The following is a 21,373-nucleotide window of genomic DNA, read 5'->3' on the forward strand; positions in this document are numbered from 1 at the left end:
AGGTGTGGCGGCGTGTGGCGGAATGGTCATATCGGTACGCGGCCGCTTCCCGGGTCCGGGCGGGGTGCCCGGGAAGGTGACCCGGGCACCGGCCGCGCCGGCTCAGGGCACGACGACGATCTTGCGTCCCACGCCCGAGGCGAACTGTTCCAGTGCCTGCGGGTAGCTCGTCAGGGGGAGGCGGTCGCTGATGAGGACCGACGGGTCCAGGACGCCCGCGGCGAAGAGTTCCGCGGCGCGTTCGAAGCTGTGCAGGACGGCCATCGAACCGGTGATGGTGATCTCCTGGTTGTAGATGCGGTACGGGTCGACGGTGACCCGGGCCGCGTAGTCGGCCACACCGAACTGGAGGAAGGTGCCCGCCTTCGCCACCCGGTCCAGGCCGTCCTGGATCGCCGCCGCGTTCCCGGTCGCGTCGACGACCACGTCCCAGCCCTGGGGGCGGTCCAGCTCGTCGGCGTTCGCCGCGGACGCGGAGACGCCGAGCAGCCGGGCGGTGGCCAGCCGTTCGGGGTTCACGTCGACGACGTCCACGCTCGCCGCGCCGGTGCGCTTGGCGAGCTCCAGCATCATCAGGCCCATCGTTCCGGAGCCGTAGACCAGGACGTGCGCGCCGAGCCGGGAGCGCAGGACGTCGTAGCCGCGGACGGCGCAGGAGAGCGGTTCGATCAGGGCCGCGTCCTGGGCGGCGACGTGCTCGGGGAGCTTCACGCAGTTGGCGACGGGCGCGGTCGCGTACTGGGCGGCGCCGCCCGCGGTGGTCACGCCGATCGCGGCCCACCGCTCGCAGAGGTTGTTGTGGCCCGTACGGCAGTACCGGCACTCGTGGCAGTACAGGGAGGGGTCGACGGCCACCCGGTCGCCCACCGTGAGCTCCGTGACCCGGGTGCCCACGCCGACCACCTCGCCCGCGAACTCATGGCCCGGCACGATCGGCAGCTTCGGCGCGAACTCGCCCTGGAGGATGTGCAGATCGGTGCCGCACAGGCCGCAGGCGGCGACCTCGACCACGACCTCGCGGGGGCCCGGCGCCGGGTCGGGGACCTCGGCCACGACGGCACGGCCCACGGACTCGATGACCGCGGCCTTCATTTCACGGCTCCCAACGACAGGCCCTGGACCAGCTTGTCCTGGGCGGCGAACCCCGCGGCGAGCACCGGCAGGGAGACGACGAGCGAGGCGGCGCACACCTTCGCCAGGAACAGTCCCTGGCTGGTGATGAATCCGGTCAGGAAGACGGGGGCGGTCTCGGCGACCACACCCGTGAGCACCCGGGCGAAGAGCAGCTCGTTCCAGCTGAAGATGAAGCAGATCAGGGCGGTCGCCGCGATGCCGGGGAGGGCGATGGGGGCCACGACCCGGGCCAGTACGGTCGGCAGCCGGGCGCCGTCGATCTGCGCGGCCTCGATCACCGCGACCGGGACCTCGGCGAGGAACGACTGCATCATCCACACCGCGATCGGCAGGTTCATCGAGGTGTAGAGGACGACCAGCAGCCAGATGTTGTCGAGCGTGCCGGTGTTCTTGGCGAACAGGTAGACCGGCAGGAGGCCCGCCACGACCGGCAGCATCTTCGTCGACAGGAAGAAGAACAGGACGTCCGTCCACTTCTTCACGGGGCGGATCGAGAGGGCGTACGCCGCCGGGAGGGCCAGCAGCAGGACGAGGAGGGTGGAAGCCAGCGATGCCACGGCGGAGTTGACCAGCGCGGGCCAGGGGCTCGCGCCGCCGCCCGTGCCGAAGAACTCCCGGTAGCCGTCGAGGGTCAGGGCCGCGCCGAGGGCGGGCGGGTTCTTCGCCGCGTCCGGTTCGGAGTGGAAGGAGGTCAGGGCCATCCAGGCGATGGGCAGGAAGAACACGATGCCCAGGGCCCAGGCCGCCAGGCCCAGACCGGTGCCCCTGGCGCGGCGGGGACGGGCGGGTGTCGCGGTGGCGCTCATCAGCGGGATACCTCCTCGCGGAACAGGGACGACACCACGCGCAGGGCGAAGGTCGCGATGACGATGGAGCCGATGACCACCAGGACGCCCGCGGCGGAGGCGAGGCCGTTCTCGTGGGCCTGGTAGAAGCTCTGGTACACGGTGTAGGGCAGGTTGGCGGTGCCGAGGCCCCCGGAGGTGAGCGTGAAGACCGCGTCGAAGTTCTGCACGATGTAGACCGAGCCCAGCAGGGCGCCCAGTTCGAGATAGCGGCGCAGGTGGGGGAGGGTGAGGTGGCGGAAGACCTGCCAGTCGTTCGCGCCGTCCACGCGCGCCGCCTCGATCTGCTGGTGGTCGCGGCTCTGGAGGCCGGCGAGCAGGATCAGCATCATGAACGGGGTCCACTGCCAGACCAGGGACGCCTCGACCGCGAGCAGCGGGGTGCTGGAGATCCAGTCGGGCTGCGGGCCGCCGACGTAGTGCGACAGGCCGTTCAGCAGGCCGTATTCGGGGTTGAAGAGCACGTGTTTCCACAGCAGGGCGGCGGCGACCGGGACCACCAGGAACGGTGCGATCAGCAGGGTGCGGACGATCCCGCGTCCCCGGAACCTGCGGTCCAGGAGCAGGGCGAGGACCAGTCCGAGGACCAGGCTGACCAGGACCACGGTGACGGTCAGCAGGATCGTCGTCCAGACGGAGTGCCGCAGGTCGGCGTCGGTCAGGACGTCCCCGTAGTTGCCGAGGCCGGTGAAGTGACGGGCCTTCGGGTAGAGCGCGTTCCAGTCGAAGAACGAGATCACCAGCGTGGCCACGAAGGGCAGTTGGGTCACCACGATCATGAAGATCAGCGCCGGGAGCAGCGGGCCGCGCCTGGCCCAGGCGCGCAGCCGGGCCGACGGCTGTCCGAGAGTGCGTACGGGAGGAGCGGCCACGCGGGCCGTTGTCGTGGCGGTCATCGGCCCTCGTACTCCTTGGAGATCTTCTCGGCGAGTTTCTGGGACGTGCTCAGGGCCGCGTCGACGGACTGGCGTCCGGCGATGGCCGCGCTGATCTCCTGCGAGACCCTGGTGCCGAGGTCGGTGAACTCGGGGATGCCGACGAACTGGATGCCGGGCGCGGGGCGCGGCTGGACGCCGGGGTCCCTGGGCCGGGCGCCCTCGATGGCCGCGCGGGTCATGTCCTGGAAGGCCGCGGCCTCTTTGACGTAGGCGGCGTTCGTGTACGTCGAGGCGCGCTTGCCCGCCGGGACGTTCGACCAGCCCGCGGTGTCCCCGACCAACCGCTCGTATCCCTTGCCGGAGGCCCAGGAGATGAACTTCCAGGCCTTGTCGGAGTTGTGCGAGGCCTTCTGGAGTCCCCAGGCCCAGGTGTAGAGCCAGCCGGAGGACCGGGTCTTCTCGACCGGCGCGGGCACGTAGCCGAGCTTGCCCTTGACCGGGGAGTCCTTGGCCTCCAGCAGGCCCGCGGCGGAGGTGGCGTCGTACCACATGGCCGTCTTGCCCTGGGTCATGTTGTTGAGGCACTCGGCGAAGCCCGACTGCGCCGCGCCGGACTCGCCGTGCTCGCGGACGAGGTTCACGTAGAACCTGGTGGCCTTCTCGAACTCGGGGGAGTCCAGGCGCGCTTTCCAGTCCTTGTCGAACCAGGTGCCGCCGAAGGTGTTGACCACGGTGGTGAGCGGGGCCATGACCTCGCCCCAGCCCGGCAGGCCGCGCAGGCAGATGCCCTTCATGCCGGGCCCGGCGCCGTCCGCCCTCGCCGCGAGGGCGGCGACCTGCTGCCAGGTGGGGTGCGCGGGCATCTTCAGGCCCTTCGCGGCGAACACGTCCTTGCGGTACATGAGGAACGACGATTCGCCGTAGAACGGCTGCCCGTACAGCTTTCCGTCGTCGGCGGTGAGCGACTGCCGCATGGGTTTCAGGATGTCCCGCTCGTCGTACGCGCTGTCCTCGCGCACGTACGAGTCCATCTCGTGCAGCCAGCCGTTGCGGGCGTAGATCGGTATCTCGTAGTTGGACAGCGTGGCGACGTCGTACTGGCCGGCCTGGTTGGCGAAGTCCTGGCTGATCTTGTCGCGGACGTCGTTCTCCGGCAGGACGGTGAAGTTCACCTCGATGCCGGTCTCCCGGGTGAAGTGGGCCTTGGTGAGCTTCTGGAGCTCGGCCATCTGCGGGTTGTTGACCATCAGGACGTTGATGGAGTTCCCGCCGGAGCCCGTCCCGCCCGCTCCGGTCCAGCAGCCGGAGAGGAGCGGGGTGAGCAGCGTCCCTGCGGCGGCCGCGGCGAGCAGTGCACGCGGCCTCCGTCGGCTCGGGGTTCGCATGGATCACTCCTGGAGGAAGGGGGGCCAGGGGGCGGCGCGGGGCATGGGGGTGCCCCGGAGTCGGTGGGGCGGGCGTTCGCACAGGGTGGAGCGGGGAGGTGGGGTCGGGAGTCAGACGCGGATGACCTGGGGGCCCAGCAGCGAGTAGCGGTGCGCCTCGGAGGCCGGGAGCAGGGTGCTCGTGACGATCGTCTCCAGGGCGCCGACGCCGGCGAACCGGCAGAAGCTGACGGCGCCGAACTTGGTGTGCACACCGGCGAAGACCGTGCGCCGGGAAGCCCTGATCGCCTGAGCCTTGACCTCGCTGACCGCCGGGTCGGGGGTGGTGAGGCCGTGTTCGCGGGAGATGCCGTTGGCGCCGAGGAACGCGAGGTCGATGACGAAGCCGGCGAGCATCTTCGTCGTCCAGTGGTCGACGGTCGCGAGTGTGCCGGGGCGGACCCGGCCGCCGAGCAGCAGGACGCTCGTGTTGTCGGCCTCGGCGAGCGCCCCGGCGGTGGCGAGGGAGGCGGTCACGACCGTCAACGGCCGGTCCCTGGGCAGCGCTTCGGCGATGAGCTGCGGGGTGAACCCCTCGTCGACGAAGACGGTCTCGGCGTCCCGGGCCAGCTCGGCCGCCGCGGCGGCGATCCGGCGTTTCTCGGGCACATGGCTCGTCGTACGGAAGGCGAGCGTCGTCTCGAAACCCGCGCTCTCCACGGGGTAGGCGCCGCCGTGGGTGCGGCGCACCAGACCGTGGTCCTCCAGGGTGCGCAGATCCCGCCGTACGGTCTCCTTGGCGACACCCAGTTCGCCGGCGAGTTCGGTGACGTCGACCGAGCCGGTGCGGCGCGCGGTCCGGACGATCTCGCGCTGCCGTTCTTCCGCCGTCATGGCCGTCATCGCCGTCACCCGCTCCCTCGCGCTCCGTCACGCACTGCCCGTTCGGACCCGGCGGGCCCTTGAGGGAAGTTCTACAGCGGGCGTCTGCCACTGACCAGGCCTGTTACGGGCCCGATGCTGCCCGGCTGTGCCCGTTCGGCGCCGTGGCCGCCCGCGGCGGACCTGGGGTGGAGCGGGTGAGGAAGGAGAATCGGGCAGGGGCCGTGCCCGAACACGGGAGCGGGCGGGCCCGTTCGGTGCCCGCCCGCCTCGTCACCGGGCGGTTCCGCTGTCCGCCCGTCCCCTGTGCCGGCGGTTCCGCTGTCCGCCCGGCGTACACCGTCCCGGCCGCGTCAGTACGGCCAGATCGGCGGGTGTGTCGTGAAGTGCCCGCCCAGGTGGGCGTGGTCCGGGTTGCCGGGGTCGAGCTCCCCCTGCGCGGCGATCAGCTTCTCGGCGTACGGCTCGGAGTCGTCGCGCGGTTCGTAGCCGAGGGCCCGCGCCGTCGAAAGGTCCCACCACAGGCGGGTGTTGGCGGACGAGCCGTAGACGACCGTGTGCCCCACGTCCTTCGCCGTCAGGGCCGCGTGGAAGAGGCGGGCGCCGTCCTCGGGGCTCATCCACACCGAGAGCATGCGCACACTGGACGGCTCCGCGAAGCAGGATCCGATGCGCACCGAGACACTCTCCAGGCCGTGCTTGTCCCAGTAGAACTGGGCCAGGTCCTCGCCGAACGACTTGGAGAGCCCGTAGAAGGTGTCGGGGCGCCGCGGGGTGCCGACCGGGATCAGGGGGTCGTCGCCCTGCGGGCGGGGGGTGAAGCCCACGGCGTGGTTGGAGGAGGCGAAGACGATACGGCGTACGCCTTCTTCGCGCGCCGCCTCGTACAGGTTGTAGGTCCCCTCGATGTTCGCCCTGAGGATCTTGTCGAAGGAGGCCTCCAGGGAGATGCCCGCGAGGTGGACGATCGCGTCGACGCCCCGCACCGCCTCGCGCAGCGCCGCCCGGTCGGCCAGGTCCGCGGTGATCGCGTCCGGTTCGCCCTCGACCGGGAGCAGGTCGAGCAGGCGCAGCTCGTAGCCGTACTCCGGCAGCAGCCCGCGCATCAGGGTGCCGAGTCCGCCGGCGGCGCCGGTGAGCAGAACGGTGCGGGGAGCGGGCATGCGGGATCTCCTCCGTGCGGGTGTGCCGGGGCCGGCGCCGGGGGCGGACTCGGCGGCGGCCCTGACAGTCAGCCGTATGTGTGTATGGCATTCATATCCATGGACACGCTAAGAGCGCTGACGTGCCGCGTCAAGTGTCGCGCGGACGGGTGAAATCCGCCTTCGTGTTGCGGGTTTGTGTGCTTGACCGGCCCCGACGTGGCGGCTTAGCGTGGGCGAGTTCAGAGATATGGACATGGATCAGAAACATGCACTCGGTGGGCACCTTTTTAGGGAGAGTCCGTGACGTCAGCCCCTCTTGCCGCTCGGCTGAGCATCCCCAGCGGGCCGCTCTTCTTCCCCGTCACCGCGTACGGTCCCGACGGCACCGTCGACCTCGGCGTCTACCGGGAGCATGTGCGGCGCGGTGTCGAGGCCGGTGCGGCCGCGGTCTTCGCGTGCTGCGGCACCGGCGAGTTCCACGCGCTCGTGCCCGAGGAGTTCGAGACGTGCGTACGGGCCGCGGTGGAAGCGGCCGAGGGGCGCGTCCCGGTGATCGCGGGCGCCGGATACGGGACCGCTCTCGCCGTGCGCTACGCGCGCCTCGCGGAGGCGGCCGGGGCCGACGGGCTGCTCGCCATGCCGCCGTATCTCGTGAGTGCCGGGCAGGAGGGGCTGCTCCGGCACTACCGGGAGATCGCCGCCGCCACCTCCCTGGACGTCATCGTCTACCAGCGCGACAACGCCGTCTTCACCCCCGCGAGCGTGGTCGAACTCGCCCGCACCGAGGGGATCATCGGTTTCAAGGACGGACTCGGCGACCTGGACCTGATGCAGCGCGTCGTCAGCGCCGTCCGGAGCGAGACGCCGGGCGACTTCCTCTACTTCAACGGCCTGCCCACGGCCGAACTGACCGGGCTCGCCTACCGGGGGCTGGGCATCACGCTCTACTCCTCGGCGGTCTTCTGCTTCGCTCCCGAGATCGCGCTGGCCTTCCACCGGGCCCTGAACGCCGGGGACGACACGACGGTGAACCGTCTGGTCGACGGCTTCTACCGGCCCTTCGTCGACCTGCGGGCGCGGGGACGCGGCTACGCGGTCGCCCTCGTCAAGGCGGGTGTGCGGCTGCGCGGACTGGACGTCGGCGAGGTCCGGCCCCCGCTGCACGAACCGGCCGAGGACCATGTCAAGCAGCTCGCGCAGCTCATCGAGCGCGGGTACGCGCTCATCGGGGAGGACATGTGAGGACGTCCGCGTTCCTGTACCCCTGGGACGTCAACGGGGACCCGGAGGCCGCCGCCAGGACCGCCGGTCTCGGCGTCCGCCAGGTCACCCTCGCCTCCGCGTACCACTCCACGCGCGCGCTGACGCCCCGCCATCCCCGGCACCGGATCGTCACGGCCTCGCACGCCGCCGTGCTCCACCCGGTGGACGAGGCGCGGTGGCGGGGCCGGGCCCTTCGCCCGTACCCGGCCGGCGACTGGGCCCCCGGTGACGCGTACGGCGAGGCCGCCGCCGCGCTCGCCGGGGCGGGGCTCGACGTCCACACCTGGGTCGTGCTCGCGCACAACTCCCGTATGGGGGAAGAGCATCCGGCGACGTCCGTCGTCAACGCCTATGGGGACCGCTACCCCTGGGCTCCCTGTGTCGCCCAGCCCGGCACCCGCGCCTACCTGGCCGGCCTCGCGGTGGAGGCCGCGGTCCGGCCCGGCGCGGCGGGCACGGAACTGGAGTCGCTCGGCTGGTACGGGCTCGCCCACCTGCACGCCCACGACAAGACCGGCGGAGTGCAGCTCGGGGAGGCCGGGCAGTATCTGATGTCCCTCTGCTTCTGCGCCGCGTGCGCGGACGGGTACGACCGGCAGGGCCTCGACGCCGAGGAGTTGGCGTCCTTCGTGCGCGGAGCGCTGGAGCCGGTGTGGCGGGGGGAGCCGTCCGGCGGGGGCTGGGCCGGAGTGGAGAAGCTGCTCGGGGCGGGGACGGCGGCGGCCACCCGTGTCTGGCGCGACCAGGTGGCCCGCTCGCTCCAGGAGGAGACGGTCGCGGCGGTCCGATCCGCCGCGCCGGCCGGGTTCCAGGTGCTGCTGCACGCCGACCCGGTCTCCTTCCACTGCGGGGCCAACGCCGGGGTGGACCCCGGGCACATCCTGTCCGTGGCCGACGGGGTGGTCGTGCCGTGCACCGGAGGAGCGGGCCCGCTGACGCCGTTCGCTGAGGCGGTGCGGGCGGGCGCGCGGGGAAGGGTCCTGGCCGCCAACTTCACCGTGGTGTCCGGGATGGGGGGCCGGCCGGACAGGCTGGCGGCTGACGTGGCCGACGCGGTCGCCCTGGGCGCCACTGAACTGCGGCTGTATCACGCGGGGTTGGCCTCGGACACCGATCTGGAGGCGGTACGGGGGGTGCTGGCGGGGCTGGACGGCTAGAGGGGGCTCGTGCTCCGCGCTCTCGCGGGGCTCCATCCACTCCACCGACTCCACCGACTCCACCCCCAGCGCCCCCTGCGCCCCGGGCGGGGGAGGAGGGGGCGGGGAGGGCGGCGCGGGTCGTGCCTTCAGTTCGTCACCGAGCCGGCGGTGATGTCGCCGTGGGCGGTGGTCGCGCGGATGGTCAGACCGGGAGTCGCGTCGGCGTTCCTGAGCGTGTTGCTGACCCGGCCGAAGGTGGTGCCGGCGTCCAGGGACGCGGAGACCCCGGGGGCGGCGCCGACGGTGATGTCGCCCTTCAGCGTGCTCAGCGTGAGCGTTCCGCGGGCGGCCTCGGTGATCCTCAGGTCGCCCTTCTGGGTGCTGATCTCGGCGGGGCCGTTCAGGCGGCCGACCGTGATGTCGGCGTCGAGACCGGTCAGGCGGACGCTGTCGGCCTCGTCGAGCTCGACCGAGCCGTGGCCGCCCTCGAAGGTGACCTCGCCGAGCCGTCCCACGCCGCGGAACCCGGCGGCGGCCGCCTTCGCCTCGACATGGGAACCGGCGGGAAGCTGCACGGTCACCTCGACGGACCCGGAGGAGCCGATGCTCCGGTTCCTCGCCTCCGGGATCTCGACGCGCAGGACGCCGTCGGCGTAGGAGACCTCGGTCTGCTCCGCCGCCTTCACGTCGCGGCCCTTGGAGGCGTCCGCGGGCCGGACCTCGACGGTGGTGTCGGTCCGGTCGGCGGCGATGAACTGGATGCGTCCGGCGGGGATGTCGAGGACGGCCGAGACGGGGGCGGGGGTGTCGAACTTCTGCATGATGCTCTCCATGGTCTGCGTCGGGTGCGTTCCTGTGTTTCTGACATGAGAAACGCTACGTTGCGTTCAAGGATCGGGCAACATGCTTATTGCGCAATGCTGTTGTTATTGCAGGTGAATGCCGATATTTCATTGCAATGATTCTGCTTCTAATGCAACGTCGCCTCTTTGGTGCATTGCAATCGACTGAAGGTGAACGCTCAGTGGGGAGCGGGGAGCGGGGAGCGGGGAGCGGGCCGGGCGCGGGGAGGGGGGAGTGGGCGGACGGCGCCCGGAGTGGTCCGGGCGCCCTCGGGAGACTCCGTCAGTTCTTCAGCAGGGCACAGACGAAACTCTCCTCGACCGTGCGCAGCCGCTCCAGCAGCTCGGGCTTGTTCGTCTTGTTCACCTGGGTGGTGAGCGTGAAGGTCAGTGACCGCCGGCCGTCCGGTGTGGCGGCGATCAGCTGGGTGTAGCCGGGGAAGTTGCCGGTGTGGCCGAGGACCACTCCGCAGCGGGTGGAGTAGCGGAAGATCGCCGCTCCCGCCTTGTTCACGCCGGGGCCCGCGGGCTCCGAGGCCCCGTCGATCCATCGGCGCTGCTCGCGCAGGGTGGCCTTGGAGATCAGGGCCCCGCCCGCGTACCCGCGGATGAAGCGGGTCAGGTCCGCCGGGGTGGAGATGATCCCGCCCGACGCCCACACGCCCGACGCGCTCAGCGCCTCGCTGACGTCCTCGGGGGGATTCGGCGGCGTGACGTCGTAACCGTGCATGTAGGGCTCGGGCATCTCGTAGCCCTGGGGGAGGCTCGTGTCGCGCAGGCCGAGCGGCCGGTAGACGAGGCCTCGCAGCAACTGCTCGTAGGGCCGGCCGGTGACCGCCTCGGCCATCAGCGCGACCGCGATGTTGTCCGAGTTCGAGTACTGGTACTTCGAGCCCGGCCGGAACAGCAGCGGTTCGTCGGCCACGAAATCGAGCAGCCGGCGCGAGTCGAAGTGGTGGCGCGGATCGGCGGTGAGGATCTCCAGGAACTCGGGGGACTGCGTGTAGTCGGGCAGCCCGCTGGTGTGGTTCAGGAGCTGGCGCAGTGTCACGGAGCGCCACTGTCGGGGCAGGGACGGGAGCCGGCGGCCGATGGTGTCGTCGAGGGAGAGCGCGTGCCGGTCCACCAGGCGCAGTGCCACGGCGCCGCTGAAGGCCTTGGCCGTACTCGCGATCCGGGTGTGGTCGTCCACCCGGATCGGACGTCCGCTGTCGAGGTCGGCGACCCCGGCGCGCACGATGCGGGACCCGCCCTCGCGGCGCAGGACGGCGATGACGCCGGGCGGGCCGCCGGGGCTGTGCACCAGCTCTTCGAGCTGGTTCCGCAGAGCGCGGTCGTGGTCACGGTCCGCGGAGCCGGAACCGGCGTCGGCCGGTCCGGACACGGCGCCGGTCAGACAGGCGGCGGCCAGCAGGACGCCGAGGGACGGACGCGGCCGGAGGCGGCGGGGCAGAGGCATGGGTTCTCCCGAGTCGGGGCCGGGCACGCCCCCTCCCGGGTCGGGCGGGGGCCGGGGCACGCCCAGCTTCGGTCCGGGGTGATCGGCTCGCCTGCGCCGCTGCTGCATACGGAGGAGCGCGCGGCCCGGTGTTGAGCCGTCCGGCCGCCGGTGCGGGACCCTCGGGCCGGGGGGCCGACTCCGGTGAGGGACCCCGAGCCGGGGCTGGCCCTTCCGGTGCGGGAACCCCGGGTCCGGGGGCGATGACTCCGGTACGGGAACCCCGGGTCGGGGCACCGATGACTTTCCCGTGTGGGCGGGGTCTACCCCATGGGGTGGCCCCACGTACGTGCCCCGAGGGTCTCCGCCATGGGGGTGCCCCGAGGGGCTAGTCCCGCGGGTTCGCCCCGCGGGCTCGCCCACGATGTCCCCGCATCGGACACGACAACGGATACGCGTTCTGAGGAGAATCGGATGACCGGCCAGACCTTCGACTTCGGCCCGCAGGCCCTCGTCGTGGCGCGCCTCGCGGCGGGTGTCACGGACGCACAGTTCGACGGGGCGACCCCCTGTCCGAAGTACGCGGTGCGCAACCTGCTCGGCCATCTGACCGGCCTGGCCGTCGCCTTCCGTGACGCCGGGCGCAAGGACCTGGGCCCCACGACCGACACGAGCCCGACCGCCGCCTTGCCCGACATCGAGCCGAGCTGGCGTGAGGCCCTGCCCAAGGCGCTCGACGAACTCGCCGGGGCCTGGCGCGACCCGGCCGCCTGGACCGGCACGACCCAGGCGGGCGGAGTGACGCTCCCGGCCGGGGTCGCGGCGGCCGTCGCCGCCGACGAACTGGTGGTGCACGGCTGGGACCTCGCGCGGGCCACCGGCCAGGAGTACACCCCCGACACCACCGCCCTCCAGGTGGCGCGGCAGTTCCTCGACGGCGTCGCCGACGACCCGACCCGCGTCGGAGGCATTTTCGGTCCCGTCGTCCCGGTACCCGACGACGCCCCGCTCCTCGACCTCGTGATCGGCCTCAGCGGCCGTGACCCGGGCTGGAAGCCGTGACGGAGGAGCCGACCGGGGCTGGAAGCCGATGACGGAGGGGTCGACCGGGGCCGGAAGCCGTGACGGAGGAGCCGCCGACGCGAGCCGCCCACGGCCGCCGTCACTTCACGGAAGCACACGGTCCGTGAAGCCCGGAGGCGGCCCGAAGCCCGGCGCCCCCGTGGGACGCCGCCCCCTCCTCTCCGCCGAAAAACCGCTCCCCTGAAGTCTCACGGGCCGTCCGCCGAGCGGGCGGCCCGTCCGTGTGCTCCCGGACGGCGTCGCGAGAGCGAACATCCGACAGGCCCCGCCTCGGGGGAGGAGTCCGGACCCTCCGGCACCCCGCGCCGCACCTGTCTCCCGAACTTCCTCTGCCGGAAGCGTTGACGAAACACGGTCACGCTCCTACCTTCAACGCGTCGTACTTCGTACGTCATATATGAGACGCGATATGCGAGATCGGGGATCGGTGTTCGCGACCGGTACCCGGCTCCCGTGATCCGCGACGTGAGACCAGAGAGGCGCGCATGACCTCTGTGCCCACCCCGATCCCGTCCCGCACGCAGTTCGTGCTGGAGGGGATCAAACACCGCATCCTCACCGGGCAGTTGACCCCAGGGCAGGCCCTGGTCGAGACCGACCTCGCCGCGCAGTTCGGGGTGTCGAAGACCCCGGTGCGCGAGGCGCTCAAGACCCTGGCCGGCACCGGGCTCGTCGTGATGAACCAGTACAAGGGCGTCACGGTGCGCATGGTGGACGCGGACATGGCGCGCGAGGTGTACGACGTGCGGCTGCTCCTCGAACCCGAGGCTCTGCGGCGGGTGGTGCGCCGGGGGGCCTCCCTCGACGCCGCCCGCGACGCGCTCACCCGTGCCGACGCGGCCGCCGACACCGCCGAACGCTCCCTGGCCAACCGGGAGTTCCACCGTGCCCTGTACGTCCCCTGCGGAAATCCGCTGCTCGGCCGGATGCTCGACGAGGTGCGCGACCAGGCGGCCCTCGTCTCGGCGGTCGCCTGGGCGTCCGATCCCTCCTGGGAGCGGGAGGCGAACGAGCACCGGGAGATCCTGCGGCTCGCCCTCGACGGTGACGCCGACGGCGCGGCCGTGGCGCTGCACGCGCACATCGCCTCGTTCGTGCGACGGGCCTTCCCGCAGGGCCAGGAAGAGGGGGGACAGGAATGACAGCGACGTTCGAGACCCAGCGGGCCGCGCTCGCCGAGGTCGTGGCGATCCCGGTGACCCCGTTCGCCGAGGACGGCACGATCGACCGGGACACCCACCGGGCCCTGCTGCGCCGGCTGATCGACGGCGGCGTCCGCACCCTCACCCCGAACGGCAACACCGGCGAGTTCTACGCCCTCACCCCCGAAGAGCGCCGCACCATAACCGAGTTGACGATCGAGGAGGCCGGCGACCGCGCGGTCGTCCTCGTCGGGGTCGGGCACGACCTGCCCACCGCCGTCGCCTCCGCACGGCACGCCCGTGCCCTCGGCGCACCGATGGTGATGGTCCATCAGCCCGTGCACCCGTACGTCTCCGAGGGCGGCTGGGTCGACTACCACCGGGCGATCGCCGAATCCGTGCCGGAGCTGGGCGTCGTGCCGTACATCCGCAATCCGCTGCTCGCGGGAGCGCGGCTCGCCGAACTCGCGGACACCTGCCCGAACGTCATCGGTGTGAAGTACGCCGTCCCCGACGCCGCGCGCTTCGCGTCCTTCGCGCGGGACGCCGGACTCGAACGGTTCGTGTGGGTGGCCGGACTCGCCGAGCCGTACGCCCCCTCGTACTTCTCGGCCGGCGCCACCGGGTTCACCTCGGGCCTGGTGAACGTCGCCCCGGCCGTCTCGCTGAACATGATCGAGGCACTCCGGTCCGGCGACTACCCGGCCGCCATGAAGGTCTGGGAGCGGATCCGGCGCTTCGAGGAGCTGCGCGCCGCCGACGCCTCCGCGAACAACGTCACCGTCGTCAAGGAAGCCCTGTCCTCGCTCGGCCTGTGCCGTCGTGACGTACGCCCGCCGAGCAGACCACTGCCCGCGAGCGAGCGTTCCGAGGTCGCCGCCATAGCCGCCGGATGGTCCCTGTGAAACGGCCCGAGGAGCTCAGAAGCCATCAGTGGTACGGCACCGACGGGCTCCGCTCGTTCAGCCACCGGGCCAGGACCCGGCAGCTCGGCTACCTCCCCGAGGAGCACCTGGGCAAGCCGGTCGTCGCGATCCTCAACACCTGGTCCGACATCAACCCGTGCCATGTGCACCTGCGCGACCGCGCGCAGGCCGTCAAGCGGGGAGTGTGGCAGGCCGGTGGATTCCCGCTCGAATTCCCGGTGTCCACGCTGAGCGAGACGTTCCAGAAGCCGACCCCGATGCTCTACCGCAACCTGCTCGCGATGGAGACCGAGGAACTGCTGCGGTCGTATCCGGTGGACGGGGCCGTGCTGATGGGCGGCTGCGACAAGACCACGCCCGCGCTGCTCATGGGGGCCGCCTCGGTCGATCTGCCGACCGTCTTCGTGCCCGCCGGGCCGATGCTCCCGGGCCACTGGCGCGACGAAGTCCTCGGGTCCGGCACCGACATGTGGAAATACTGGGACGACCGGCGCGCGGGCCTCATCGGGGACTGCGAGATGACCGAGCTGGAGAGCGGGCTAGCCCGTTCGCCGGGGCACTGTATGACGATGGGCACCGCGTCCACGCTGACGGCCGCCGCGGAGGCGCTCGGCGTCACCGTTCCCGGCGCGTCGAGCATCCCCGCCGTCGACTCGGGACACGACCGGATGGCGGCCGCGGCCGGGCTCAGGATCGTCGAACTCGTCCACAAGGAACGCGTGTTGTCCGACATCCTCACGGCCGAGGCCTTCGAGGACGCGGTGACGACCGTCCTCGGTCTCGGCGGCTCCACCAACGCCGTGATCCACCTCATCGCCATGGCCGGACGGGCCGGTGTCACCCTGACCCTGGACGACTTCGACCGGATCGCCCGGACCGTGCCCGTCCTCGCCGACGTCCGGCCCGGCGGACAGAAGTACCTCATGGAGGACTTCCACTTCGCCGGCGGGCTGCCCGGGTTCCTCTCCCGGATCACCGACCTGCTGCACCTGGACCGGCCAACGGTGTCCCACGACAGCCTGCGTGAGCAGCTCGCGGGTGCCCGGGTGCACAACGACGACGTCATCCGCACCCGGGAGAACCCGGTCGCGGCCGAGGGCGGGGTGGCCGTCCTGCGGGGCAACCTCTGCCCCGACGGCGCCGTCATCAAGCACATCGCCGCCGAGCCGCACCTGCTCAAGCACACCGGTCCCGCGGTCGTCTTCGACGACTACCGCACCATGCAGCGGACCATCGACGACCCGTCGCTCGGCATCACCGCGGACAGCGTCCTCGTGCTGCGGGGCTCCGGCCCCAAGGGCGGCCCCGGCATGCCCGAGTACGGGATGCTGCCCATCCCGGACCATCTGCTGAAGCAGGGCGTCCGGGACATGGTGCGGATCTCCGACGCCCGGATGAGCGGCACGAGTTACGGCGCGTGCGTGCTGCACGTGGCGCCCGAGTCGTACGTCGGAGGCCCGCTCGCCCTCGTACGGAGCGGGGACCCGATCACCCTCGACGTCGAGGCGCGCTCACTCCGGCTCCACGTGGACGACGCGGAGCTGGAGCGCAGGCGGGCCGAGTGGACCCCGCCGCCCGTCCGGTACGAGCGAGGCTACGGCGCGCTCTACAACGACCAGATCACCCAGGCCGACACCGGCTGCGACTTCGCGTTCCTGGCCCGCCCGGGCAAGGTCCCGGACCCGTACGCGGGCTGAGGCCCCCACGACCGCATGGGAACGTGCTCGACCCATGCGGTTGTAGCAAGCGCTTCCTGTACTCGCTGTACCTGCCCCACTGCGAACGGAGAACAGTCATGGCCCAAGCCGCAGCCGTGGCGAAACCGCCCGCGCCACCCCGGCGGCGCCGTGCCTCAGCGACCCCGCGCAGGCTTCCGTATCTGCTGATGGCCCCGGCGGCGCTGCTGATGCTGGGCTTCATCGCCTACCCCGTCATCAGCGTCTTCTACTACAGCCTGCAGAACTACAACCCGACCAAACCGTGGCGCAACGGCTACGCGGGCCTCGACAACTTCGTGCACGCCTTCACCGATGACCCCCAGTTCTGGGACACGCTGACCTTCAGCGCGAAGTGGGTCGTCGTCGAGGTGGGCCTCCAACTGCTGTTCGGCCTGGCGCTCGCGCTGATCGTCAACCAGACCTTCGTCGGCCGGGCCGCCGGGCGCGCCCTGGTCTTCTCGCCCTGGGCCGTCTCCGGGGTGCTGACCTCCGCGATCTGGGTGCTGCTCTACAACTCCCAGACGGGCATCACCCGTTACCTCGCCGACGCGGGCATGGGCTCGTACGGGACGAGCTGGCTCTCGGACACCTCCACCGTCTTCCCGGCGGCCGTGGTCGCGGACCTGTGGCGCGGAGTGCCCTTCTTCGCGATCCTGATCCTCGCCGACCTCCAGTCCGTGTCCAAGGACCTGTACGAGGCCGCCGAGGTCGACGGAGCGAGCCGCGTCCGGCAGTTCCTGCACATCACGCTGCCGCACCTCAAGGACGCGATCGTCCTCTCCACCCTGCTGCGCGCGGTGTGGGAGTTCAACAACGTCGACCTGCTCTACACCCTCACCGGCGGCGGCCCCGCGGGCGAGACGACGACCCTTCCGCTCTACATCGCCAACACCAGCGTCGACGCGCACAACTTCGGTTACGCCTCGGCCCTCACCACGGTCGCGTTCGTGATCCTGCTGTTCTGCTCGATCGTCTATCTGCGGCTGAGCAAGTTCGGAGGCGGGGACAAGTGATCACCAAGGACGCCGGGACGATCGCCCCGGCCGTACCCGCCCCGCCCAGGGAGGAACCCCGCCCGAGCGCGGGGAGGAAGCGGCGTGCCTGGGACGAGGCCCCGCGCTGGCAGATCTACGTCCCCCTGGGCGGCTACCTCCTCTTCACCCTGGTCCCCTTCTACTGGATCCTGCTCTTCGCGCTGCGCCCGGCCGGGTCCACCTCCCTCGTGCCCTGGCCCATGACCCTCGACCACTTCGACAAGGTGTGGACCGAGCGGAGCTTCGGGACCTACTTCCAGAACAGCGTGATCATCGCCGTCGCCACCCTGGTGATGACCACGCTCGTCGCCCTCGCCGGCGGCTACGCGCTCGCCCGCTTCGACTTCAGGGCCAAGCGCGGCTTCATGCTCGCGCTGCTCTGCTCGCAGTTCGTGCCGGGCGCCCTGCTCCTGGTGCCGCTCTTCCAGATCTTCGCCGAGCTCCGGATGATCAACTCGCTGGTCAGCGTCGTCATCGCCGAGACGGTCTTCCAGCTCCCGCTGTCGATGATCCTCATCAGCGGGTTCATCAGGAACGTGCCGTACAGCCTGGAGGAGGCAGCCTGGGTCGACGGCTGCAACCGCTTCGACGCCTTCCGGATCGTCGTCCTCCCGCTGCTGCGGCCCGGGCTGATCGCCGTCGGCTCCTTCGCCTTCGTCCACGCCTGGAACCACTTCCTGTTCGCCCTGATGTTCCTCAGCGACCAGAGCAAGCAGACCATCCCGGTCGGCCTCAACACCCTGATGAGCTCCGACAGCGTCGACCTCGGCGCGCTCGCGGCGGGCGGCATCGTCGCCGCCGTCCCCGTGGTCGTCGTCTTCGCCTTCATCCAGAAGTGGCTGATCACCGGATTCAGCGCCGGGGCGGTGAAGGGATGACCGCCACCTCGCGCCAGGGCCCGCTGCCCGTCGTCCTCGCGGGCGCCCGGGGCCACGGCCGCTGGCACCTGGACAACATCCGCCGTCTCCAGGACAAGGGCCTGGTACGCCTGGCCGGAGTCTGCGAGCTGATCCCGCTCACCGAGGAGGAGCTGGACGGGCGGCGCGTCGAGCAGTCCGCCGACTTCGGGGCCCTCCTCGACTCCACCGGCGCCGCCGTCGCGGTGATCTGCACCCCCATCCCCACCCACACCGACCTCGCGCTGACCGCCGCGCGCAAGGGCGTCCACCTGCTTCTGGAGAAGCCGCCCGCGCCGTCCTACGCCGAGTTCCGGCGGATGGCCGACGGGGTCGCGGCGGCCGGAGTGGTCTGCCAGATCGGCTTCCAGTCGCTCGGCTCGCACGCCGTGCCGGCGATCAGGAAACTGATCACCGAGGGGGCGGTCGGCCGGGTGACCGGAATCGGCGGGGCGGGCGCGTGGGTCCGCGACGAGGCGTACTTCCGCCGCGCGCCCTGGGCGGGCAGGCGCCGGCTCGACGGCGTCGACGTCGTCGACGGGGTCCTGACGAACCCGCTGGCCCACGCCGTCGCCACGGCCCTCGCGCTGGATGGCTCGACCCGCGCGGAGGACGTCACCGGCATCCGGACCGAACTGCTGCGAGCCAACGACATCGAGTCCGACGACACCTCGTGCGTGCGGGTGACGACCACCGGGGGCCGGATCACCGTCGCCGCCACGCTCTGCGCCGAACGCCCCGGTGAACCGTACGTCCTGGTGCACGGCACGGGCGGCCGGATCACCTTCTGGTACAAGCAGGACCGGGTGCTCGTGCAGCGGTCAGGACACGGCCCCGAGGAGATCGAGTACGGCCGCACCGACCTGCTGGAGAACCTCGTCGAGCATCTCAGGGGCGGCGCCGGACTGCTGGTCACGCCCGGGTCGACGGGCGCCTTCATGAAGGTCGTCGAGGCGATCCGGCAGGCCCCCGACCCGGTCGCGCTGCCCCCGGACGCCTGGGAGACGATCCCCGGCGAACAGCGCCGTGTCGTGCCCGGCGTCGACGGATTCGTCGCGGCCGCGGCCGACACCCTCGCCCTCTACTCCGAGCTGGGCGCCTCCTGGGCGCTCCCGAAAGAGGTGAGCACCCCATGAACGACGACTCGCAGCTCCTGCGGATCGCGGGCCGCCCCGTCGCCCGCTACGTCACCCGGCCCGCGCTCCCGGCCCGGCTCTCCCCGCGCCCGTATCTGCACCCCGTCACCACCCTGGCCGGCACCGCCGTCACCGAGCTCAGCCCGGCCGACCACACACACCACCTCGGCGTCGGTGTGGCCGTACCCGACGTCGAGGGGCACAACTTCTGGGGCGGGCGCACCTACGTCCGCGACCAGGGACCGACCGAGCTCGACAACCACGGCACCCAGCGCCACGCCGGCTTCCAGCTGCGCGACCCGGACGGCTTCGTGGAGGAGCTGCGCTGGATGGCCGGGGGCGCCGAACTGCTGCGGGAACGCCGTACGGTCGCGGCCGTCGCCCTCACCGACACCGCCTGGGCGCTGGACTTCACCTTCTCCCTCACGAACGTCACCGCGCGCGCTCTGTCGATCGGCAGCCCCGCCACCAACGGACGGCCGGGCGCGGCCTACGGAGGCTTCTTCTGGCGGGCCCGCAAGGAACAGGACGCCCCGCGCGTGTTCACCGCCGACGCGGAGGGAGAGGAGGCCGTGCACGCGCGCCCCGCCGACTGGCTCGCCCTCGCGGGCGCCGGCTGGACGCTCGTCCTCGCCGGGGCGACCGCCGCGACCCGCCGTGACCCGTGGTTCGTCCGCACCGCCGAGTACCCGGGGGTCGGCTCCTCCCTGGCCCAGGACGAGCGGCTGGCCGTCGAGGCGGGGGAGACGCTCGTACGCCGGGTCGTCACCGTCGTCGCCGACGGGACCCTCGACCGGAGCGGGGCCGCCGCGCTGGTCCGCAAGGCGGTGAGCCCCTGATGGCCCTGCCCTCCGCCGACCTCGGTGACGGCACCTACCGCAACCCCGTCCTCGACGCCGACTGGTCCGACCCCGACCTGCTGCGCGTCGGCGACGACTTCTACCTCACCGCCTCCAGCTTCGGCCGCGCCCCCGGCCTGCCACTGCTGCACTCCCGGGACCTGGTGAACTGGACCCTCGTCGGGCACGCTCTCCAACGCCTTGAGCCCGCACGTGAGTTCAGGAGCCCCCGGCCCGACTGCGGTGTGTGGGCGCCCTCTCTGCGTCACCACGACGACCGTTTCTGGATCTTCTGGGGCGACCCCGACCACGGCATCTTCCAGGTCAACGCCTCGCAGATCAGGGGCCCTTGGACGCGTCCGCATCTGGTGAAGGAGGGCAAGGGGCTCATCGACCCCTGCCCGCTGTGGGACGAGGAGAGCGGCGAGGCGTATCTCGTGCACGCCTGGGCCAGATCCCGTTCGGGAGTGAAGAACCGGCTGACCGGGCACCGGATGCGTCCCGACGGCACCGGGCTGCTCGACGAGGGGAAGGTGATCGTCGACGCCGATCTGATTCCGGGCTGGTTCACCCTCGAAGGGCCCAAGGCCTACCGTCACGACGGCTGGTTCTGGATCTTCGCGCCCGCCGGGGGAGTCGAGACCGGCTGGCAGGGCGCCTTCCGTTCGCGCGGCTTCTTCGGGCCCTACGAGGAGCGGGTGGTGCTGGAACAGGGGGACACCCCGGTCAACGGACCGCACCAGGGCGGCTGGGTGCGCACCCCGGCGGGCGAGGACTGGTTCGCGCACTTCCAGCAGCGCGGGCCCTACGGGCGGGTGGTCCACCTCCAGCCGATGCGCTGGGGCGAGGACGGCTGGCCGGTGCTCGGCGACCGGGGCACCCCCGTGGCCGTCCACCGCAAGCCGGACCTGCCGGCCCAGCCGCCGTCCGCGCCCGCCACCGACGACGACTTCCCGGGCGGCCGCTTCGGGCGCCAGTGGCAGTGGACGGCCAACCCCCAGGACGGCTGGGCCACCCAGCACTCCGGCGACGGACTCCGGCTGGCCTGTGTCCGTACGGTGGACGCCCACGACCTGCGCCGACTGCCCCATGTCCTCACCCAGCGGATGCCGGGCGCGGCCGCCACCGTCCAGGTCGACCTGCGCCTCGACAGCGAGGAGCCCGGGGCGCGGGCCGGGATCGCGGTGCTCGGGGACGCGTTCGGCTGGATCGGCCTCCAGCGCGAGCCGGGGGGACCGGTGCGGCTCGTGCACCGGTTCGCCGAGACCGCCGCCGGGGCACCCCTCGTGCGCTCGGGGCCGTGCGAGGGCGAGCGCGACGCCGCCGCGGCACGCCTGGCCCCCGGGGGCCGGGCCCGGCTGTGGATCGAGATCGGCGCGGGGGCCCGCTGCCGCTTCTCCTGCGACGTCGGCGGCGGCCGGCAGCCCTCGGGGCAGGTCTTCGCCGCGACCGGGCGGCGCTGGGTCGGCGCCCTGCTGGGCCTGTTCGCGCTCGCGCCGGCCGGCGCGGGACACGCGGGGGCCGCCACGTTCACCCGTTTCCGTGTCACCCCGGCCCCCTGAGGGTCCTCGTCAGCCGTCGTCAGTCGTTCGCCCGCCTGTTGGGAGCCGCAATGAAGCACCTCCGTAGCAAGCGCTTGCCGGTCGGAGAGGGAAGGGCGCGCCCCTTC

General features: G+C 71.8%; 19 protein-coding genes. 11 read left to right on the top strand and 8 right to left on the bottom strand.

Going from position 1 to position 21,373, the window contains the following annotated elements:
- Window positions 1-102: 102 nt before the first annotated feature.
- The 6 genes from ACF07B_RS05910 to ACF07B_RS05935 all read right to left on the bottom strand — a co-directional run bounded on the left by ACF07B_RS05910 (window position 103) and on the right by ACF07B_RS05935 (window position 6,266).
- Complete coding sequence (locus tag ACF07B_RS05910; RefSeq protein ID WP_392177856.1) at window positions 103-1,092, bottom strand: zinc-dependent alcohol dehydrogenase family protein; 990 nt, start codon at window positions 1,090-1,092, stop codon at window positions 103-105.
- On the bottom strand, window positions 1,089-1,940 hold the full coding sequence (locus tag ACF07B_RS05915) for a carbohydrate ABC transporter permease (RefSeq protein WP_369481341.1): 852 nt from the start codon (window positions 1,938-1,940) through the stop codon (window positions 1,089-1,091). The genes ACF07B_RS05910 and ACF07B_RS05915 overlap by 4 nt, the downstream gene beginning before the upstream one ends.
- A complete protein-coding gene (locus tag ACF07B_RS05920) occupies window positions 1,940-2,875 on the bottom strand; it encodes a carbohydrate ABC transporter permease (protein WP_392177857.1) in 936 nt (311 codons plus the stop codon). The genes ACF07B_RS05915 and ACF07B_RS05920 overlap by 1 nt, the downstream gene beginning before the upstream one ends.
- Window positions 2,872-4,242 carry an ABC transporter substrate-binding protein gene (locus ACF07B_RS05925; protein ID WP_392177858.1) on the bottom strand — a complete coding sequence of 457 codons (1,371 nt, stop codon included), beginning with the start codon at window positions 4,240-4,242 and terminating at the stop codon, window positions 2,872-2,874. Before ACF07B_RS05925 ends, ACF07B_RS05920 begins: the two co-directional genes overlap by 4 nt.
- 111 nt (window positions 4,243-4,353) lie before the next feature.
- Window positions 4,354-5,124 carry a DeoR/GlpR family DNA-binding transcription regulator gene (locus tag ACF07B_RS05930; RefSeq protein ID WP_392177859.1) on the bottom strand — a complete coding sequence of 257 codons (771 nt, stop codon included), beginning with the start codon at window positions 5,122-5,124 and terminating at the stop codon, window positions 4,354-4,356.
- 332 nt (window positions 5,125-5,456) lie between these two features.
- Window positions 5,457-6,266, bottom strand: a complete 810-nt coding sequence (locus ACF07B_RS05935) for an NAD-dependent epimerase/dehydratase family protein (RefSeq protein ID WP_392177860.1) — start codon at window positions 6,264-6,266, stop codon at window positions 5,457-5,459.
- Between the two features lie 282 nt (window positions 6,267-6,548).
- Between ACF07B_RS05935 and ACF07B_RS05940 the strand changes: the two genes are divergently transcribed.
- Together ACF07B_RS05940 and ACF07B_RS05945 are read left to right on the top strand one after the other, a co-directional pair.
- Window positions 6,549-7,490 (top strand): 5-dehydro-4-deoxyglucarate dehydratase, encoded by a 942-nt coding sequence (locus ACF07B_RS05940; protein ID WP_392177861.1) that lies wholly within the window; start codon window positions 6,549-6,551, stop codon window positions 7,488-7,490.
- On the top strand, window positions 7,487-8,668 hold the full coding sequence (locus ACF07B_RS05945; RefSeq protein ID WP_392177862.1) for a hypothetical protein: 1,182 nt from the start codon (window positions 7,487-7,489) through the stop codon (window positions 8,666-8,668). The genes ACF07B_RS05940 and ACF07B_RS05945 overlap by 4 nt, the downstream gene beginning before the upstream one ends.
- A gap of 128 nt (window positions 8,669-8,796) precedes the next feature.
- Here ACF07B_RS05945 and ACF07B_RS05950 read toward each other — a convergent pair whose 3' ends face one another.
- A complete protein-coding gene (locus ACF07B_RS05950) occupies window positions 8,797-9,471 on the bottom strand; it encodes a DUF4097 family beta strand repeat-containing protein (RefSeq protein WP_369481333.1) in 675 nt (224 codons plus the stop codon).
- Between the two features lie 304 nt (window positions 9,472-9,775).
- On the bottom strand, window positions 9,776-10,951 hold the full coding sequence (locus ACF07B_RS05955) for a serine hydrolase domain-containing protein (protein ID WP_392177863.1): 1,176 nt from the start codon (window positions 10,949-10,951) through the stop codon (window positions 9,776-9,778).
- Between the two features lie 453 nt (window positions 10,952-11,404).
- Between ACF07B_RS05955 and ACF07B_RS05960 the strand changes: the two genes are divergently transcribed.
- The 9 genes from ACF07B_RS05960 to ACF07B_RS06000 all read left to right on the top strand — a co-directional run bounded on the left by ACF07B_RS05960 (window position 11,405) and on the right by ACF07B_RS06000 (window position 21,266).
- A complete protein-coding gene (locus tag ACF07B_RS05960; RefSeq protein ID WP_392177864.1) occupies window positions 11,405-11,992 on the top strand; it encodes a TIGR03086 family metal-binding protein in 588 nt (195 codons plus the stop codon).
- A gap of 506 nt (window positions 11,993-12,498) precedes the next feature.
- Window positions 12,499-13,155: a GntR family transcriptional regulator gene (locus tag ACF07B_RS05965; protein ID WP_369481330.1), complete on the top strand. Its 657-nt coding sequence runs from the start codon at window positions 12,499-12,501 to the stop codon at window positions 13,153-13,155.
- Window positions 13,152-14,060, top strand: a complete 909-nt coding sequence (locus tag ACF07B_RS05970) for a dihydrodipicolinate synthase family protein (RefSeq protein ID WP_369481328.1) — start codon at window positions 13,152-13,154, stop codon at window positions 14,058-14,060. Before ACF07B_RS05965 ends, ACF07B_RS05970 begins: the two co-directional genes overlap by 4 nt.
- A complete protein-coding gene (gene araD, locus ACF07B_RS05975) occupies window positions 14,048-15,778 on the top strand; it encodes an L-arabinonate dehydratase (RefSeq protein ID WP_392177865.1) in 1,731 nt (576 codons plus the stop codon). Before ACF07B_RS05970 ends, araD begins: the two co-directional genes overlap by 13 nt.
- Before the next feature lie 98 nt (window positions 15,779-15,876).
- Window positions 15,877-16,812, top strand: coding sequence for a carbohydrate ABC transporter permease (locus ACF07B_RS05980; protein WP_392177866.1), 936 nt, complete (start codon window positions 15,877-15,879; stop codon window positions 16,810-16,812).
- Complete coding sequence (locus tag ACF07B_RS05985; RefSeq protein ID WP_392177867.1) at window positions 16,809-17,711, top strand: carbohydrate ABC transporter permease; 903 nt, start codon at window positions 16,809-16,811, stop codon at window positions 17,709-17,711. Before ACF07B_RS05980 ends, ACF07B_RS05985 begins: the two co-directional genes overlap by 4 nt.
- Window positions 17,708-18,865 (top strand): Gfo/Idh/MocA family protein, encoded by a 1,158-nt coding sequence (locus ACF07B_RS05990; RefSeq protein ID WP_392177868.1) that lies wholly within the window; start codon window positions 17,708-17,710, stop codon window positions 18,863-18,865. The genes ACF07B_RS05985 and ACF07B_RS05990 overlap by 4 nt, the downstream gene beginning before the upstream one ends.
- The gene (locus ACF07B_RS05995; protein WP_369481324.1) at window positions 18,862-19,704 is read left to right on the top strand and encodes a PmoA family protein; all 843 of its coding nucleotides are present in this window, start codon (window positions 18,862-18,864) and stop codon (window positions 19,702-19,704) included. Before ACF07B_RS05990 ends, ACF07B_RS05995 begins: the two co-directional genes overlap by 4 nt.
- Window positions 19,704-21,266, top strand: a complete 1,563-nt coding sequence (locus ACF07B_RS06000) for a family 43 glycosylhydrolase (RefSeq protein ID WP_392177869.1) — start codon at window positions 19,704-19,706, stop codon at window positions 21,264-21,266. The genes ACF07B_RS05995 and ACF07B_RS06000 overlap by 1 nt, the downstream gene beginning before the upstream one ends.
- Window positions 21,267-21,373 lie beyond the last annotated feature (107 nt).

The sequence above is a fragment of the Streptomyces sp. NPDC015532 genome, assembly GCF_043078065.1.
GTDB lineage: Bacteria > Actinomycetota > Actinomycetes > Streptomycetales > Streptomycetaceae > Streptomyces.